Origin of the sequence: Desulfonatronum lacustre DSM 10312, assembly GCF_000519265.1 — a bacterium.
Lineage (GTDB): Bacteria > Desulfobacterota > Desulfovibrionia > Desulfovibrionales > Desulfonatronaceae > Desulfonatronum > Desulfonatronum lacustre.
In genome coordinates, this window is the sequence record NZ_KI912608.1 from 641,708 (window position 1) to 657,573 (window position 15,866).

A 15,866-nucleotide genomic window follows, 5' to 3' on the forward strand; every position below is an offset into this window, starting at 1 on the left:
ACGATTGTGAACCATTGGCGCAAACAACTGGCCGCACTGCTGATGGCCAAATCCTACTTGGAAAAGGACGTCGTCCTGACGTCGGGCAAGCGCAGCAACTATTACTTCGACTGCAAACAAACGGCCCTGCATCCCGAGGGCGCGTTTTTGATCGGCAGTCTGTTCGTCCAGATGCTGCGCGACGATCCTGACGCCGCATCCATTCAAGGGGTTGCTGGGATGACCCTGGGCGCGGATCCGCTGGTCACCGCCACCTCCCTGGTCGCACGGGCCGAAGGGCTTTCCTGGCCGGCCATGATCGTGCGCAAGGAAGCCAAGGGGCACGGCACGGCCAGTTACCTGGAAGGCTTGGCCAATTTTCAGGCCGGCGACCGGGTGGTCGTACTGGAAGACGTGGCCACCACCGGAGGTAGTGCGCTCAAGGCCTGTCGGCGTCTGACGGACGCCGGGTTCGTGGTTCACCGGGTCTGTTGCATTCTGGATCGCGAAGAGGGGGCTACCGAAGCCCTCGCCGCGGCCGGTCTTCCCTTTACCGCCCTTTACACAAGGAGCCAGTTGCTGCATGAGGCCGGCGCATAGTTGGTTCATCCTGATTCTTTTGCTTGGCGTCGCCCTTTCGCAGCCCGGGTGCCAGGGACGTTCGGTCAGTGAACTGCTCTGGCCCGACCTGCATGACGCCTACTTCCAGTTGACCAAATCCTGGAGCCGCTCCGACGTGGTCCGGGACGGCCTGGAGACGGAAACCCGTGTCGTGGCCCTGCTCGAATCCGCGACATGGCGGAAAGCCTATGTCGGGCGGTATTCGAAAATTTTCGAACTGACGGCGGATGAGGCCCGAAAAATGCTGGCCGACCAGCTCCAAGCAGCGGATGAGTACACGGACTTCGTCGTGTCCGTGGCCAGCACCTATTCGGACGACGCCCGTCTGACCCATCGCCTGACCCAGTGGCGGGTGCTGTTGCGCCAATCTCCGGATCAAACCGTCCAGCCCCTGGAAATCCGCCACCTGGACGTCCACCCGTCCCAACTTCAGGCTTTCTATCCGTACCACCACCCCTGGCAACGGTACTACAAAGTCCGGTTCCCGAAGACAGACGCCCCCATCGAACTGCTCTTCACCGGCCCAGCCGGCGGCTTCTCCCTGATGTGGGAGGAAAGCGACTGATGATCGATCCTTTTGCGCCGACGCCGTAGAGGCGAGCACACCCAACACCGACGAGGTTTCGCGTGGGCAAGGACGACAAGCTCAATCTGATCATCATGCGCGACGATACCCGGGTTCGCCGGTATCGGCTGCGCGTGGCGTGGTTCAGGTTTTTTCTCTACCTGCAAATTGCCCTGATTCTCGCGGCCGCGGGCGGTTCGTACGCCGGGATCGTCTATTGGGGGCAGCACCTTGAACTGGTGAACGCCAACAAGGATCTGCGAGCCCAGCTGTCCGACCAGTCCATCCAATTGGAACGACTTCAGAATATTCAGGAAATCCTTAAGACCAGCGATCCGGAGGAAATTCATTCTCTGTTCAGCACGGTGACCAAGGAACGCCAGAGTCTGCCCCAGGTCGTCAACCTCCAGGAAATCTTCGTGGCCAAGGACCTGCAAATGGCCGGAGTTGCCAATTTGCAGGTCAAAAAGGCCGGAGAGGATCTGCGCATCAATTTCGAGCTGAACAATCTCGCCGAGGGAACCTTGTCCGGGGAGATCAAGGTCTATTTCATCACCCAGGAAGCCTCGGTCCTCGAAGCCCAGGGCGATGAGAACGAACTGAGCTTTGAAATCCAACGATTCCGCCGCGTCAATTCGATGTTGAAGGTTCCTTCCGGCTTGGACCTGGACACGATTTTTGCTATCCGTGTGGTCATTTTCAGCAATGACGACGAAGAAGTCTTCACCCAGACCTACCCGGTCGCTAATATCCTGACGAGCTGAATTTCTTGACAGGGTACTCGAAAGTCCATATAAAGCTTCGTTTTCGGGGTCGTTAACTCAGTCGGTAGAGTATCTGCCTTTTAAGCAGAGAGTCGAAGGTTCGAGTCCTTCACGACCCACCAAAAACGTCCCCATCGTCTAGTGGCCTAGGACGCTGGCCTCTCACGCCGGTAACAGGGGTTCAAATCCCCTTGGGGACGCCAAGAAAAATCAAAGGGTTGCAAGCTGTCACGCTTGCAACCCTTTTTTTTGGGCTTTCCAACCTTCACGAGGCATTCGATGTTTTTGATCGAGAAACCCTTGCCAGAAATTCGGCTATGGAACAAAGTAAGTCCGACTTGGAGTCATGGCTCCAGGGTGCCGTGTGCGTATTGATCAAACTGGAGGTAATCCGATGGTTGTGTTTCAGTCCTTGAATGCCGGCGTATTGGCGAGGGTCGGCGGGATGTTGCTGCTTGTGCTGGTCGGGTGTTTTTTGATTTACGGCCATCAGCGCACACTGATCACCCAGCGGGTCGAGCAGGAAGTCCACGACATGATGGCCGCGACGTTGAATCAGCGAATGGCCGACACGGTCGATGTGGATGTGCCGCCGCGCCTTGTTCAGAGCATTGTCAACGAGGCCATGCGGGGGGCCTTGCTGTTGATCACCCTGGCGGCGTTGGGTTTCGTGGCCCTGGCCGTGATGCTGTTCGTCACCTTGCGTCGGCATGTGTTGGTCCCGTTGCGGTCCATCACCAATTTTGCCGGGAAGGTGGCCCAGGGCAACTGGGACGCCGATCCCAGCGGACGGTTTCAGTATGAACTGCTGGAATTGAAGGGCGTCCTGACGCGGATGGTCGCCAACCTGCGTACGCTGAATGAGGATGCGTTGCGCAAGGGCGAACAGGCTGAACAGAAGGCCGTCGCCGCTCAGGAGGCCATGGAGCAGGCCAGAAACCAGGAGCGCAAGGTGTCCTCGCTCATGAACCGGATGACCGCGGCAGCGGGCAAGGCCAAGAACGTTTCGGAACGGGTGTTCGCCGGGATCAACGAACTTTCCGAACAGGTGGACGCCGTGAACCAGGGCGTGGGGGTGCAGCATGACCGGATGACCGAGATCGCCACGGCCATGGAGGAGATGAACGCCACCGTACTGGAGGTGGCCAAAAACGCCTCCATGGCCGCGGAACATGCCGACAACTCCCAGGAAAAGGCCGATACCGGGGCCAAGGAGGTGCTGCGCACCGTGGAGTCCTTCGAGCATATCCGGGAACGGGTGTTTATCCTTAAGGAGACCATGGGCCAGTTGGGGGTCCAGGTGGAGAGCATCGGCAAGATCATGACCGTAATTTCTGACATCGCGGATCAAACCAACCTGTTGGCCTTGAACGCGGCCATCGAGGCGGCCCGGGCCGGAGACGCCGGCCGAGGCTTTTCCGTGGTGGCCGACGAGGTGCGCAAGCTGGCGGAAAAGACCATGAGCGCCACGGTGGAGGTCCGCCACGCTGTGGATACTATCCAGGCCCATACCCGCGAGAACATCCAGTCCCTGGAGACCACCACCGAGGACATCGTGGCCAGCACCGAGGCCGCGACCAAGGCCGGCGGACTGATGCGCGAAATCCTCGGGCTCGTCGAGGAAACCACGAGCATGGTCACGTCCATTGCCACTGCGGCGGAAGAGCAGTCCGCCACCAGCGAGGAGATCAACCGGGCAGTGACCGACGTGACCCGGATCGCCTCGGAAACTTCCGAAGGCATGGACCGTTCCGCGAAGGCCCTGGTGGAGATCGCCAGCCAGGTGGAGGAGTTGGATACGGTCACCCAGGCCATTACCGGAGAGAGCAGCGTGGACATGGTCGCTTCCGGGGACGCCGACACCCTGATCCAATGGTCCAACGACCTGTCCGTGGACATCTCCGGGATCGACGATCAGCATAAGATACTGGTGGGCATGATCAACGAACTGCACGCCGCGATGAAGAAGGGCAAGTCCCGGGACGCGCTCTTGAGGATCTTCGAACGGTTGCGCGAATACACCGCGTCTCACTTCGCCAATGAGGAGAAGCTGTTCAAGAAGCACGGCTACCCCGAAACCGAGGAACACATCGCCGCGCACAAGGCATTCGTGGGCAAGGTCGTGGAATGGGAGCGGGCCGTTTCTTCGGGTAAGGCCACTGTGTCCATGGAAATCATGCGCTTTCTCAAGCAGTGGCTGACCGGGCATATCATGGGCGTGGACAAGCGCTACGCGCCGTTTCTGAAACAGAAGGGCGTGCTGTGAGTCGAGGGGCGGGCTTCAGGCATTTGGCTTCTGGCATTTGGCTTCTGGCTTGACCTGCCCATGGGCCTTGATTACCCGTGAATTCTGAACCCTTGAACCCATCAATTCGAAGGAGACCAACGCATGAAACCGACGGACCTGCTGCATATCGGATTGGGAGCGGCATTCATGGCCAAGGAGAAGATTGAGACCCAGCTCAAGGATTTGGAACAGTTGGGAGCCATCAGCAAGGATGAATTGAATCGCTTCGTGGAGGAAGCCCAGCAGCGTGCCAGACAGGAAACCGACGTCCTGGACGCCAGGATCAAGGAAAAGGTCGCCGAGGCTGCCCGGGAACTGGGTTTGGCCACCAAGGAGGATATCGCGGAGATCAAGGCGTTGTTGATGAAACGGAATGCATAATTATTACGCTCCGCGACGAATCTGGAGCGCTTTCAGGTTTCTGGCGACCATTTTCGCCACGGTCCTGAAGCGCAAGCATATTCTCTTCATTCCGCCCCTGGGGCCGACGGCCTTGAAAAAGACCGTCCTGGATCTGGGCGTCAGCTTCATCAAGCTGGCCCAGGTCCTGGCCACGCGGGCGGATTTTTTTACCGAAGAGTATCTGGTGGAATTGCGCACCATCCACGACGAGGTCGCGCCCATGACCCAGGCCGATCTGGACGTGATGTACCGCCGGGCCTTCGGCGACTCTCCGCCCTTTGTCCGGTTCGAATCCGAGCCCATGGCCAGCGCATCCATCGGGCAGGTTCACTGGGCCCAGCTGGCGGACGGCACTGAAGTCGCCGTGAAGATCCGGCGGCTGGACATCGAACGCAAGGTCCGGGTGGACATCCGGATTCTGGAATTCTTCCTGGGCCTGTTCCGTCCGTTTTTCAGCGTCTACACCCGCAACTCATTGGAAGCCGTATTGACCGAATTCTCGGCCATGATCCTCAAGGAAGTGGACATGACCATCGAGCGGGACAATCTGCGCAAGTTCCGGGAGATGTACACCCGAGACGACGTCCATTTTCCCAGCTATTACCATGAATACAGCAACCGGGACGTCCTGGTGATGAGCTTCGAGCACGGGGTTCGGGTGGACGACGCGGCGGCCCTGGAGCGGCTGCACATCCCGTTCAACCGGATCATGGACACCCTGGTGGACTTCTACACCGAGCAGATGTTGGTCAAGGGGCTGTTCCACGCGGACCCGCATCCGGGCAACCTGTTCGTGCGCGAGGACGGGACCCTGGTGCTGCTGGATTTCGGGATGGTCAAGCGCCTGACCAACTCCTCCAAGATGGCCATGATCGAGATGGTGGAGGCGGCCTCGGCCCGGGATTTCGAGATGTTCATCGCGGCCTGCGAGCGTCTGGGGGTGATCACGCCCTCGGCTCCGCCCGAGGAAATGCTGGAATTCGCGGAGAAGATGTTCGACATCTTCGGGAACATCGACCTGGACGCGGCCAGCATGCAGACCCTGGCCCTGGACGTGCTCTTTTCCATGAAGGAGACGCCCTTCAAGATGCCCCAGGAGGTGGTTTACGTGCTTCGGGCCAGTACGTTGATCGAGGGGCTGGGCACCAATTACGTGGAGAACTTCAACGGGGTGAAGGACATTCTGCCCGTGCTTCGGGAGAAGCTGCCCAAGGCCCTGGGGTTCGACAAGGGGCTGGTCAGCCAGGTCCGCCGGGAGATCAGCACCCTGCCCATGACCTTCAAGCGGATCAAAACGATCATCACGGACCTCAGCGAACAAAAGCTGCAAGTCAAAATCTCCCGGCATACCGTGGATCAGATCAACGAGCGGTTGCGGGGACTCCTGCGTCCGCTGGTAAGCGGTTTTTTGTGCATCATCGCCGCGTTTTTCGTGTTGCAACTGGACGTGGAATACGGAAGGACCGTGGCGGTGACGCTGTTCGGGTTCGGCGTGCTGCGGATGCTGCTCGGGGTACGCTGAGCAGGTCAGCTTTTCGGCGTATGCCGGACGGTCAACTCCACGGGGCGGCTTGAGGCTTGGTTGCCCTGGCTGAGAAAGACGCCGATCACGACCAGAAACGCCGCCGCGTACTGCATGGGCATGAGCCGTTCACCAAGGATCAGCCAGCCCAGAAACAGGGTGATCACCGGGATCAGGTTCACGAAGATCGAAGCCTGGCCCGCCGGAAGGCGGCTGATGCCGAAATTGTAGAACCAGTAGGCCACGATGGTCACGCCGATGCCCAGGTAGAGGATGGAGAGCACGGCTCCCAGGTGGAAGGTGTCCGGCATGGTTGTGCCGGGCAGGAACATGATCGGTAGGAAAAAAACGCAGCCCACAAAGGCCTGGACCGTGGTCAGGAACAGCGGGCTGTAGCGGACGCAGAGCTTCTTCAGGGCGATCATGCTTCCCGTGGCGCAGCACATGGCTAAAAATTCCAGGAAGTTGCCGAGCAAGGGATTGGGAGCGTGGTCCGTGGTCTCCGAAAGCAGGGTCAGCCAGATCACCCCCAGGATGGCCAGAAGAAAACCGAACCACGTCCGGGGCCGCAGACGTTCCTTGAGCACCACCCAGGCCGCCATGGCTACCATGAGCGGCAGCATGGCCACGACCATCCCGGCCTGGGAGGCGCTGGTATAGGTCAGGGCCATGCCTTCGCAGACAAAGTACAGGCAGGGTTCGCACAGGGCCATGAACAGCAGGAGTTTCCAGTCTCCGCGCTGGTACCGTACGGACTTGAAGCGCCTGACCAGAAGCAGCAGACAGCCGCTGGCCAGGACCATCCGGGCGAAGACCACGAACATCGGCCCGTACACCCCGATGGCCAGCTTCATGGCGATGAACGACCCGGCCCAAAGCACCGTGGCCGCGAACAACGCCCCCGTGGCCAGCCGATCCACGCCGCGCAACATGATTTCTCCTTACTTTCAGAGTAACTCCTCACCAGTGGTCCGGCATGTCTCGATTTTTCGACCTCGCAACTCCTTTGCCGGCCTCGTACCATCGAACCATTGCGTGAATAAACAACATTTCGTGCTTCACGTGCCCGGCAATGGTTCGATGAACGATTCCCGGCTCAGTCAAACAAGCGATGCCGAAAAATCGAGACATGCCGGACCAATTCATGCCTTGCAGTGAGAATGTGCTGAGCAGTTACCTTTCAGATTGAGATGTCCACCGATTCGAAAATCGTATTGATGGGCCGCAGAGCGCCGTGATGCCCTGTGCCAGTTCCGTCATGGGGTGTCAAACCGGCGCTGATGCATTTTTTGACCCTTTGTCCCAAGGAGGTTTCCATGACCAACCCCACGAATGTCCCGACTTTGACCAAAGACCGTTTTGACGCCGTGATTTTTGACATGGACGGCGTGGTCACCGACACCGCCGGCCTGCACGGCAAGGCCTGGAAGGAGATGTTCGACCGGTTTCTGGAAGAACACGCCCGGAAGAGCGGGGTCCCCCAGGAACCGTTTGATCTTGGCCGGGACTACCTGGATTACGTGGACGGCAAGCCCCGTTTTGACGGGGTGCGCGGCTTTTTGGCGTCCAGGAGCATATCCCTGCCCGAAGGCTCGCTGGAGGACGAACCGGGCACGGGCAGCGTTTACGCTCTGGGCAACTGGAAAAACAGGCTGTTCGGCAAACTGCTGGAAGAGGAGGGGGCCGTGACCTATCCCGGTACGGTGGAATTGATTCACAAGCTGCACGACGGCGGATTCAAGACCGCGATCATCTCCTCCAGCAAGAACGCGGAGACGATTCTGCGTTCCGCGGAAGCGCTCGAATTGTTCGAAGCCAAGGTGGACGGCGTGGATTCCCTGGAGTTGGGCATTGACGGCAAGCCCGCGCCGGACATCTTTCTGAGCGCGGCTCGGGAACTGGGCGTGGAACCGAGCCGGGCCGTGGTGGTGGAAGACGCCGTTTCCGGGGTCCAGGCCGGAAGGGCCGGCAACTTCGGTCTGGTGATCGGGGTGGACCGGGGCGGCAACCGGGAGGCTCTGCTAGCCAACGGCGCGGACGTGGTGGTGGCGGATTTGGACGAAGTGTCCGTGGAGTGAGCCATCTCGCCTGGTCAGCTTTCGAGACTGGACGAAGAGCCCTGTTCGCGGCCTTTGTCCGTCTCCCGGCCGGCAAGGGCGCGGTTGCGGCGGTGAAGCAGGGCCATGGCCAGCAACAGGCCGACCACGGTCACCACGTCGTGCCGAAGCAAGAACAAGATGGTCCAGATTGCCAAGCCGAAAAACAGCGCGGCGTGGTTGAAAAGATGTGAGCGAGCAGAGAGAAAGCGATGCCTGGCGACAGCCTGCCCGACGACGAAAATCGTGACGCCCGTGAGCCCGGCAAGGGCTAATGTTGGTTCAAGGACGGCGTACACGGACCCTGGGTGCAAAGAAGATGGGGATCGAAAGTTTCAGGACGGTGGAAACTTGAAGCCATGCGGACGGCATGGTGCGGGAGGGGCCGTCCGCATGGCAACAGGAGGGGGTTGGGAAGTTTCTTAGGTGGTGATGTCGGCAATAGCGCCCTTGCCGGTGGCATACGCACTGAGGACATTCTTGGCAAAGTCGTAGGTTTGATTCATGTCGCCGGAGCCACCCATGGCGCCCCCAGGGCCGTTGTTCATGTATTCAAAGGTCTTGTTTACAACGGCGGCTCCAAAGGTCTGCTTGTCCACCGGAGCAAAAGAAGAGCCGGAGGCGTTGTTCAGGGTGTCCATGGTCTTTTCCACCACCGCCGCGCCGAAATTCGACCTGCTTTGCATGCCCGGAGATTGCCATGCCGATTCAATACCAGTGATGCTCATGTCGGTCCCTCCTTGCTCATTTTTTATAGAGTGCCTCCACGATAACCGGATGAGAAGCAGATGGCAATGCTTATCGTAAAATCGAGTGGAGTCGTGAAGCTCTTCCATAATGTGAGCCGCGGGAACGGCCAAAACCGCGTATTGAAGCCATTCACGTTTTGGTGCTAAGAGCCTGACAAGCAACTTTTTTCCCCCTTGAAAATTCAGGAGCCTTCGATGTCTCTGCTCTCCGTGCAAAGTGCATTCGGCCTTTTGGCTTTCGTCCTGATTGCCTGGGCCTTGTCGGAAAACCGGAGGGCTGTTCGGCCTCGTTTGATTCTTGCCGGGATCGGTCTGCAATTGGGTCTGGCCCTGGTTCTGCTCAAATTGCCTATTTTTACCGATTTCTTCCTGCTTCTGAACAATGCCGCCGAAGCCCTGGAAAGCGGCACCCGGGCCGGGACCACCTTTGTCTTCGGCTACCTCGGCGGCGGGCCCCTGCCTTTTGAGGAACCTTACAGCGGGGCGGCGTACATCTTCGCCTTCCGTGCCCTGCCCGTGATCATCGTCACCGGGGCTCTGACCGCCTTGCTCTATCACTGGAGGATCATCCCGGTCCTGGTCCGGGGTTTTTCCGCCGTACTGCGGCGGACCTTGGGCATTGGCGGGGCTCTGGGAGTGGGCGCCGCGGCCAACGTCTTTGCCGGCATGGTGGAATCCCCGTTGTTCATCCGTCCCTATGTCGCCTCCCTGACCCGCAGCGAACTCTTCGCCCTGATGACCTGCGGCATGGCCACCGTCGCCGGGACCGTGCTCGTGCTCTATGCCGGGATCGTCGGGGCCGTGGTGCCCGGAGCACTGGGGCACATCATGGCCGCGTCCCTGATCAGTGCTCCGGCGGCGATTCTGGTTTCCGGACTCCTGATTCCGGAAACCGAATCGCCGACCATGGGAGAGGTCGTTCCACCCGTGGAAACCGCCTCCTCCATGGACGCCGTGGTCAAGGGCACGGGCTTCGGACTGCACATGTATCTGCATATCGTGGCCTTACTGGTGGTCCTGGTGGCGCTGGTCAGCATGGTCAACGCCGCATTGGGGATGCTGCCAAGTTTGGCAGAGGAGGCGCTAACCCTCCAAAGGCTTTTGGGATACGTGATGATGCCCCTGGTCTGGTTGGCCGGGATTCCCTGGAGCGAGGCCCACGCAGCCGGGGGGCTGATGGGCGTGAAGGTGATCCTGAACGAATTGCTGGCTTACCTGGAGATGGCCGCGCTGCCCGAAGGGACGCTCTCCCCGCGCAGCACCCTGATCGTGACCTACGCCATGTGCGGATTCGCGAATATCGGCAGCCTGGGCATCCTGATCGGTGGACTGATCAGCATCGCGCCGGAGCGCAGCCGGGAAATCACGGCCCTGGGCCCACGTTCGATCCTCTCCGGGGTTCTGGCCACCTTGATGACCGGGGCCGTTGTTGGGATTTTGAGTTGAATCATGGCCGGTTTGACGGAATTACCGGGAACAAGACTCTTCCGGTTCAAGCGTACCTGGTAGGAAAGGACTCAAAATCATGCGAACCGTCCGCTCCTCCAATAAATGTTGGCAGTGCCAACGAAATTGGCGCAAATCGGTTGGCTCGGCTTGGTTGGCGCTTTTTCAATTGCCTAAAATAATATCATTTTTTATGGCATGGATCGTGCTATATTGTAAAACATCATCCCATTCACCATTCAACACTCCAGAGGAGATTGAAAATGCGTAAATTCAGCCTGACCGCTTTCCTGGCCCTGGCCCTGTTGTTCGTGGCGTCTTCCCCCTCCCATGCCGCCTCCCATGCCCCCTCGGGCACTTACATCGACTGCATTCATGGCTGCCCTGACCTGATCGTCTGCAGCAACTGCTGCAACGCGGTGTTCAGCGACGTCCTGACGACATGCGACGCAAACCGGGACCGATGCGAGGCCCTGTGCCCTCCGGGAGCCGTGGACTGTTTGAACAACTGCATGCGTGACAGGAATGACTGCCTGGGGCAGGGTTCCCGGGATTTCGTTTGCCCGCAATGGCAGGAAGGTGTTCCGCAAGCCGGTTTGACAAAATCAACGGACCCAACGTGCGCGTATTGTCATGAGGATGATCGTTAAATGATTTGACCCTTTGGCTGGAAGGGTCTGTCGCTGAGGACAGCCTCATCCCGCCAAAGACAATAGCCTGGAATCACTCTGAATATGCCAAAAAGCCAAACGACGTGGAGAACGAACATGCGCGGAATCATCAGAACGGTTTCGGTCACGAGCCTTATCATCGCGGCGACGCTTCTGGCGGCTGGGAATCTCTTTGCCAGAACCCTCATCTGCAATAACAACGAAGACCATTTTTCGAAGCGGTGCACGATCCATCCATATGCCGTCACCAAGGTGGTGGATGGAAACGTCGTAAAGGGTCACCTCATCGGGTGCCAGTTCAAGTCTTATACGTGCATCAACGGGCTATGTCTGGATAATTACGGACCAAACCAGATCAACTACTCTCTCAGCATGCACGATCACCCGGGCTTCTGCGACTTGCTCTGTCGCAACCCCATGTGTACGGACCCGCTGGGGTGGCAGTAACCCTTTATCAGTCCGTTGAAAAACTCCCAATTGCTGCGTCGCTGCAAAAAGTTCAAACTCTCACGTATGAATAAATACGCTTCGACCTTGAACTTTTTTTGCTCCTTGCACTTGGGGTTTTTGAACGGACTGCCGGATAAGGACTTTTTCAACACTCAGTTATGACCACCGCGCATGAACGCCGACCACCTTACTCCCCTGCGGGAGATGACCGTCCTCCTGGCCGAGGATGATACGGAAGCGCTGGCCCCGCTGGCCCGAACCCTGCGCATGTTCTTCAGTCGGGTGCTGGAAGCCGCGAACAGAGCCAGACCCTGGCTCTGTTCGCGGCCCAGACCGTCCATCTGGCCATCCTGTTCGCCCTGGCCTTTCTGCCCAAGGTGTCCGGTTTTTTGCTGGACCTGCCCCCTCAAAAAGTCTCTCCGTGAACTATCGACGTGCTGCACGACCATCTATATTATGTTCTCCGTCGATGATTAACGCCTGTGGGCCAAACACCTGGGCCAGGCACATGGGGTGACGTTTGGCGTGGAGAATACTTTTTTCAACAGGATAAAAGCATGCAAACCACCGAAGACGGACATGAATCTCTTTCTCCGGGGCTGGAACAGCTTCTGACCGCCATGGAGCAGATTTGCAACGAACTGGCCTGGGGGCGGTATGATCGGGCTGGGGAATTGTTCGAGTTGACCCGGAAGGCGGAGTATCCTTTCCCGGTGGCCAAGCTGGCCGAGTCCTTCGGCATGATGCTGGTCAAGGTGGAGGCCAGGGAATATCGGTTGGAAGGAATGGTCGCGGAGTTGCGGCGGGTCGGTGATGAGTTGCGCGAGGCAAGGCGGCGGCTGCTTCGGGAGAACCAGGGGCTCAAGCAAGGCTTGATCGAACGGTATTCGGCCAAGCAAATCGTGGGGCAAAGCCCGACCGTGCGGGCCGTTCTGGACCAGGTGGAGCGGATCGCGGACACCTCCATCAGCGTGCTGATCACCGGTGAAACCGGTACGGGCAAGGAACTGCTGGCCAAGGCCCTGCACTACAATTCTCCGCGCAAGGCCGGGCCGTTCATCGCCGTCAACTGCTCGGCCGTGCCGGAAACCTTGTTCGAGAGGGAGTTGTTCGGAATCGACAAGGGCGTGGCCACCGGCGTGCTGATGCACCGCGGCCTGCTGGAACAAGCCCAGGGCGGGACCCTGTTGCTGGATGAGGTTGGGGACATGCCCTTGTCCTGCCAGGGCAAGATGCTTCGCGTCCTGGAGGAGCGGGAACTGACACGGGTGGGCGGCACGCGGCCCTTGCCCGTGGATGTCCGGATCATCGCCGCCACGAACAAGGACATGGGGCTGGCCGTCCAGACCGGGGCCTTTCGCGGGGACCTGTTCTACCGACTGAACGTGATGTCGCTGCATTTGCCGCCTTTGCGCGAGCGCGGGGAAGACGTCCTCGCGCTGGTGCACCACTTTTTGAACGTCCACTCCCGGACTATGGGCCGGGATCGGCCTCGGTTGACCAAGTCGGCCCTGGAAGCCCTGCTGCGCTATGACTGGCCGGGGAATGTCCGTGAGTTGAGCAACGAGATGGAGCGCTTGGTGGCGCTGTCTTTTGCCGATGAGGTGCATCTGGAGGATCTGTCTTCCAGGATCACCGGCAACCAGGATCGTGGGCCGACGGTGATTTCGGACGCAGTACCAGACGCAGTACCAGACGCAGTGCCAGGCGCGAGCCACGTGGTTCCTTCTTCGGTACCGTCCGAGCCAAGCCCCTCTCCCAAACCGTCCAAACAGCCCCGTCCGCGTGGCTCGGCTTCCGGTCCTTCCCATGAACGTGGTTCGAGTTTGCCCATTGTAACGGTTCCCGCGAGTTTGGCTGAAACTGAAAAAATGCTCGTCCGGAACGCCTTGCGGGCCACCGGAGGGAACAAGACCCAGGCCGCCAGACTGTTGGGGATAAGCCGCGAGGGGCTGCGCAAGAAGCTGAAACGGTTGGCCGAAGCCGAATGACCAGAGTCGTCGGCCGTCCTTGAACTTCAAGCCGGAGCAATCATGCGCATCTGTTTTCTCGGCGTCGGCGAGGCCTTTGACGAACACTACCCAAACACATCCCTGCTGGTTTCCATTCCCAGCCCGGACAGCGGGTTCCATATGCTTCTGGATTGCGGATTCACGGCCCCGGCGGCCTATTACCGCCATGCCCCGGGAGACGCGCGGTCCGGCTCCGGGCTTGACGCGATCTGGATATCCCATTTTCACGGAGATCATTTTCTGGGCCTGCCGCTGCTTTTGCTGCGCTTCTGGGAAGAAGGGCGAACTCGGCCCCTGACCATCGTCGGTCAGGCCGGGGTCGAGGAAAAGGTCTGGGCCGCCTTCGAGCTGGCTTATCCCGGGTTCCGGCCTCGTCTGCGCTATCCCGTGCGCTTTCAGGAGGCCGCTTCCGGCCAGGTGATCGAAGTCGCCGGGGCGCGGTGGAGTTTCGCTCTTGGCGATCACAGCGTCGCGACGCCGTGTCTGGCCGTGCGTCTGGATTGCGACGGGGGGGCCGTGATGTACAGCGGGGACGGTCGGCCCACTTTGGCCACGGCGGAACTGGCCCGGGACGTGGACCTGCTCGTTCACGAGGCCTACGGCCTGGAGCCGGACACTCCCGGCCATGGCGGGGTTCCGGGCTGCCTGGAGCTGGCCCGCGACGTCCGGGCCCGCAATCTGGCTCTGGTGCATGTCAACCGTCGGGTGCGGCGGGAGAGCGCGGGAACCATCCGGGCCATGCTTGCCCAGGTCATGGGTGGGCACGGCTTCCTGCCCGAACCCGGCGACGTGATCACGCCGGACCGCGACCCGGATCATGGCTGATTCCCAAGGCGCGGCGCTCGCATCCATGGCGCGGCCCATGGCCTCCAGGCGGGAAATTTTCGGCTGGGCCATGTTCGATCTGGCCAACCAGGCCTACACCACGCTGATCATCACCGTGGTCTTCGGCGTGGTCTTCACCCGGGTGATCGTGGGCGACAGTCCGGATTACCGTCTGGGAAACCTTCTCTGGAGCGTTTCCCTGGCCGTGAGTTACGCCCTGGTGATCGTGATCGCCCCGATCTGCGGGGCGATCATGGACCACGGCGCGGTGAAAAAGCGGTTTCTGTTCGCCAGCTACCTGCTGACCGTGATTTCCACGGCCTGCCTGTACTTCGTCGCCCCCGGCCAGATCGCCCTGGCCATGACCCTGATCATCGTCTCCAATTTCGGCTACGCCGTGGGGGAGTCCTTCATCGCCGGGTTCCTGCCCAGCCTGGGGCCGCCGGAAAAGCTCGGCCGGATTTCCGGGTTCGGCTGGGCCCTGGGATATGTGGGCGGGCTTTTGGCCACCGGGTTCGTGCTCCTGGGGCTGGGCGGGATCGCGGAGGACAACTTCGCCAACCTGCGCTTCGTGGGACCGCTGGCGGCCCTGTTCTTCCTGGTGGGCGCGATTCCCACCTTTCTCTGGCTCCGGGAGCCGCGACTTCAGCGGGCTTCCTCGGGCCATCGCCCTGTTCCGTCCAGGCTGGCTTACTTGCGCATCGGATTCGACCGCGTAGCCTGGACCCTGACCCGGCTGGGCCGGTTCCGGGACCTCGGCCTGTTCCTGGGCTCCCTGTTCTTCGCCATGGCCGGGCTGTCCATCATCATCAGCTTCGCCTTCATCTACGGAGATCAGATCATCCGCTGGGACCCATTGTACCAGATGCTGATGTTCGTGCTGACCCAGATCACGGCGGCAGCCGGGGCGTTTCTGTTCGGCCTGCTCCAGGACCGGATCGGCGCCAAGCGCACCTACAACCTGACCCTGCTGCTCTGGATCGCGGCAGTGACCATGATCGCCGCCACGCCGCAACTGACCGTGCTGCTCAACCGCCTCGCCGGGCTCTCCCTGGAGCCGCAGCAGGTCTTCCTCGGAGCGGGCTGTATGGCCGGATTCGGACTCGGTTCGCTCCAGTCCTCGGCCAGAGCCCTGGTGGGCCGACTGACGCCCCTGGGCAAAGCGGCCGAGTTTTTCGGCTTTTGGGGCATGACCGTCAAACTGGCGTCCATCTTCGGCATCCTGGGCCTGGGCGTGCTCCAGGTCCGGTTCGGATTACAGCTCTCCGTGCTGCTCTGCCTGGTGTTTTTCATCGCGGCTCTGATCGTTTCCCTGACGGTCAACGAACAAAGAGGGGAACTGGCGGCCCGGATTTGAACGGCAAGCGGGCCGGAGATGGGTCAAGTCTGCTCTTGGCTCGCCAGTATTCCTTTTTCATCGAATCCACCCTTCCCCGAAGCGCTTTTTCCTACTTCAGCCTGGACTGGAGCCGGAGCA

Annotated in this window: 17 protein-coding genes and 2 tRNA genes; 15 read left to right on the forward strand and 4 right to left on the reverse strand. The window is 60.0% G+C overall.

Going from position 1 to position 15,866, the window contains the following annotated elements:
• Positions 1-6 precede the first annotated feature (6 nt).
• From pyrE to DESLA_RS0103020, 8 genes are all read left to right on the forward strand, one after another.
• A complete protein-coding gene (gene pyrE / locus DESLA_RS0102985; protein WP_028571334.1) occupies positions 7-579 on the forward strand; it encodes an orotate phosphoribosyltransferase in 573 nt (190 codons plus the stop codon).
• Positions 563-1,165 (forward strand): hypothetical protein, encoded by a 603-nt coding sequence (locus DESLA_RS0102990; protein ID WP_028571335.1) that lies wholly within the window; start codon positions 563-565, stop codon positions 1,163-1,165. The genes pyrE and DESLA_RS0102990 overlap by 17 nt, the downstream gene beginning before the upstream one ends.
• Before the next feature lie 62 nt (positions 1,166-1,227).
• Entirely contained in the window at positions 1,228-1,929 is a 702-nt protein-coding gene (locus DESLA_RS0102995) for a hypothetical protein (RefSeq protein WP_028571336.1), read from the forward strand.
• Between the two features lie 46 nt (positions 1,930-1,975).
• Positions 1,976-2,051 (forward strand) — tRNA-Lys (locus DESLA_RS0103000).
• A gap of 5 nt (positions 2,052-2,056) precedes the next feature.
• Positions 2,057-2,132 (forward strand) — tRNA-Glu (locus DESLA_RS0103005).
• A gap of 191 nt (positions 2,133-2,323) precedes the next feature.
• Positions 2,324-4,195, forward strand: coding sequence for a bacteriohemerythrin (locus DESLA_RS18375; protein WP_051434326.1), 1,872 nt, complete (start codon positions 2,324-2,326; stop codon positions 4,193-4,195).
• A 123-nt stretch (positions 4,196-4,318) separates the two neighbouring features.
• A complete protein-coding gene (locus DESLA_RS0103015) occupies positions 4,319-4,597 on the forward strand; it encodes a hypothetical protein (protein ID WP_028571337.1) in 279 nt (92 codons plus the stop codon).
• Complete coding sequence (locus DESLA_RS0103020) at positions 4,590-6,140, forward strand: ABC1 kinase family protein (protein ID WP_028571338.1); 1,551 nt, start codon at positions 4,590-4,592, stop codon at positions 6,138-6,140. Before DESLA_RS0103015 ends, DESLA_RS0103020 begins: the two co-directional genes overlap by 8 nt.
• A gap of 5 nt (positions 6,141-6,145) precedes the next feature.
• Here the strand turns inward: DESLA_RS0103020 and DESLA_RS18380 are convergent, their stop codons facing one another.
• Positions 6,146-7,072: a DMT family transporter gene (locus DESLA_RS18380; RefSeq protein WP_035261289.1), complete on the reverse strand. Its 927-nt coding sequence runs from the start codon at positions 7,070-7,072 to the stop codon at positions 6,146-6,148.
• 384 nt (positions 7,073-7,456) lie between these two features.
• Here DESLA_RS18380 and DESLA_RS0103030 point away from each other — a divergent pair, with 384 nt between their 5' ends.
• Positions 7,457-8,218, forward strand: coding sequence for an HAD family hydrolase (locus DESLA_RS0103030; RefSeq protein WP_051434327.1), 762 nt, complete (start codon positions 7,457-7,459; stop codon positions 8,216-8,218).
• 14 nt (positions 8,219-8,232) lie between these two features.
• On the opposite strand, the gene DESLA_RS0103035 is transcribed toward DESLA_RS0103030, so the two are convergent.
• The gene (locus tag DESLA_RS0103035) at positions 8,233-8,535 is read right to left on the reverse strand and encodes a hypothetical protein (RefSeq protein ID WP_028571340.1); all 303 of its coding nucleotides are present in this window, start codon (positions 8,533-8,535) and stop codon (positions 8,233-8,235) included.
• 123 nt (positions 8,536-8,658) lie between these two features.
• Positions 8,659-8,964, reverse strand: a complete 306-nt coding sequence (locus DESLA_RS0103040) for a hypothetical protein (protein ID WP_245589988.1) — start codon at positions 8,962-8,964, stop codon at positions 8,659-8,661.
• A 216-nt stretch (positions 8,965-9,180) separates the two neighbouring features.
• Here DESLA_RS0103040 and DESLA_RS0103045 point away from each other — a divergent pair, with 216 nt between their 5' ends.
• The 3 genes from DESLA_RS0103045 (at position 9,181) to DESLA_RS0103060 (ending at position 11,549) form a co-directional block, all read left to right on the forward strand.
• Positions 9,181-10,431 (forward strand): NupC/NupG family nucleoside CNT transporter, encoded by a 1,251-nt coding sequence (locus tag DESLA_RS0103045; protein ID WP_156932842.1) that lies wholly within the window; start codon positions 9,181-9,183, stop codon positions 10,429-10,431.
• A 263-nt stretch (positions 10,432-10,694) separates the two neighbouring features.
• Positions 10,695-11,081 (forward strand): hypothetical protein, encoded by a 387-nt coding sequence (locus tag DESLA_RS0103050; RefSeq protein ID WP_028571343.1) that lies wholly within the window; start codon positions 10,695-10,697, stop codon positions 11,079-11,081.
• A 117-nt stretch (positions 11,082-11,198) separates the two neighbouring features.
• Positions 11,199-11,549 carry a hypothetical protein gene (locus DESLA_RS0103060; protein ID WP_028571344.1) on the forward strand — a complete coding sequence of 117 codons (351 nt, stop codon included), beginning with the start codon at positions 11,199-11,201 and terminating at the stop codon, positions 11,547-11,549.
• 155 nt (positions 11,550-11,704) lie between these two features.
• On the opposite strand, the gene DESLA_RS0103065 is transcribed toward DESLA_RS0103060, so the two are convergent.
• Positions 11,705-12,001, reverse strand: a complete 297-nt coding sequence (locus DESLA_RS0103065; protein WP_028571345.1) for a hypothetical protein — start codon at positions 11,999-12,001, stop codon at positions 11,705-11,707.
• Positions 12,002-12,109: 108 nt separating this feature from the next.
• Here DESLA_RS0103065 and DESLA_RS0103070 point away from each other — a divergent pair, with 108 nt between their 5' ends.
• Genes DESLA_RS0103070 through DESLA_RS0103080 form a run of 3 tightly spaced genes read left to right on the forward strand, consistent with a single transcriptional unit; the run spans position 12,110 to position 15,746 of the window.
• Positions 12,110-13,543 carry a sigma-54 interaction domain-containing protein gene (locus DESLA_RS0103070; protein WP_028571346.1) on the forward strand — a complete coding sequence of 478 codons (1,434 nt, stop codon included), beginning with the start codon at positions 12,110-12,112 and terminating at the stop codon, positions 13,541-13,543.
• A gap of 42 nt (positions 13,544-13,585) precedes the next feature.
• The gene (locus DESLA_RS0103075) at positions 13,586-14,389 is read left to right on the forward strand and encodes an MBL fold metallo-hydrolase (RefSeq protein ID WP_028571347.1); all 804 of its coding nucleotides are present in this window, start codon (positions 13,586-13,588) and stop codon (positions 14,387-14,389) included.
• Positions 14,382-15,746 carry an MFS transporter gene (locus tag DESLA_RS0103080; protein WP_211239017.1) on the forward strand — a complete coding sequence of 455 codons (1,365 nt, stop codon included), beginning with the start codon at positions 14,382-14,384 and terminating at the stop codon, positions 15,744-15,746. Before DESLA_RS0103075 ends, DESLA_RS0103080 begins: the two co-directional genes overlap by 8 nt.
• The last annotated feature ends 120 nt before the right edge of the window (positions 15,747-15,866 follow it).

Excerpts from the sequence above, each read along its gene's own strand:
- DESLA_RS0102990 (WP_028571335.1), top strand. The coding sequence starts at position 563 with ATGAGGCCGGCGCATAGTTGGTTCATCCTGATTCTTTTGCTTGGCGTC.
- DESLA_RS18375 (WP_051434326.1), top strand. The coding sequence starts at position 2,324 with ATGGTTGTGTTTCAGTCCTTGAATGCCGGCGTATTGGCGAGGGTCGGC.
- DESLA_RS0103015 (WP_028571337.1), top strand. The coding sequence starts at position 4,319 with ATGAAACCGACGGACCTGCTGCATATCGGATTGGGAGCGGCATTCATG.
- DESLA_RS0103020 (WP_028571338.1), top strand. The coding sequence starts at position 4,590 with ATGCATAATTATTACGCTCCGCGACGAATCTGGAGCGCTTTCAGGTTT.
- DESLA_RS18380 (WP_035261289.1), bottom strand. The coding sequence starts at position 7,072 with ATGTTGCGCGGCGTGGATCGGCTGGCCACGGGGGCGTTGTTCGCGGCC.
- DESLA_RS0103030 (WP_051434327.1), top strand. The coding sequence starts at position 7,457 with ATGACCAACCCCACGAATGTCCCGACTTTGACCAAAGACCGTTTTGAC.
- DESLA_RS0103040 (WP_245589988.1), bottom strand. The coding sequence starts at position 8,964 with ATGAGCATCACTGGTATTGAATCGGCATGGCAATCTCCGGGCATGCAA.
- DESLA_RS0103045 (WP_156932842.1), top strand. The coding sequence starts at position 9,181 with ATGTCTCTGCTCTCCGTGCAAAGTGCATTCGGCCTTTTGGCTTTCGTC.
- DESLA_RS0103050 (WP_028571343.1), top strand. The coding sequence starts at position 10,695 with ATGCGTAAATTCAGCCTGACCGCTTTCCTGGCCCTGGCCCTGTTGTTC.
- DESLA_RS0103060 (WP_028571344.1), top strand. The coding sequence starts at position 11,199 with ATGCGCGGAATCATCAGAACGGTTTCGGTCACGAGCCTTATCATCGCG.
- DESLA_RS0103065 (WP_028571345.1), bottom strand. The coding sequence starts at position 12,001 with ATGGTCGTGCAGCACGTCGATAGTTCACGGAGAGACTTTTTGAGGGGG.
- DESLA_RS0103070 (WP_028571346.1), top strand. The coding sequence starts at position 12,110 with ATGCAAACCACCGAAGACGGACATGAATCTCTTTCTCCGGGGCTGGAA.
- DESLA_RS0103075 (WP_028571347.1), top strand. The coding sequence starts at position 13,586 with ATGCGCATCTGTTTTCTCGGCGTCGGCGAGGCCTTTGACGAACACTAC.
- DESLA_RS0103080 (WP_211239017.1), top strand. The coding sequence starts at position 14,382 with ATGGCTGATTCCCAAGGCGCGGCGCTCGCATCCATGGCGCGGCCCATG.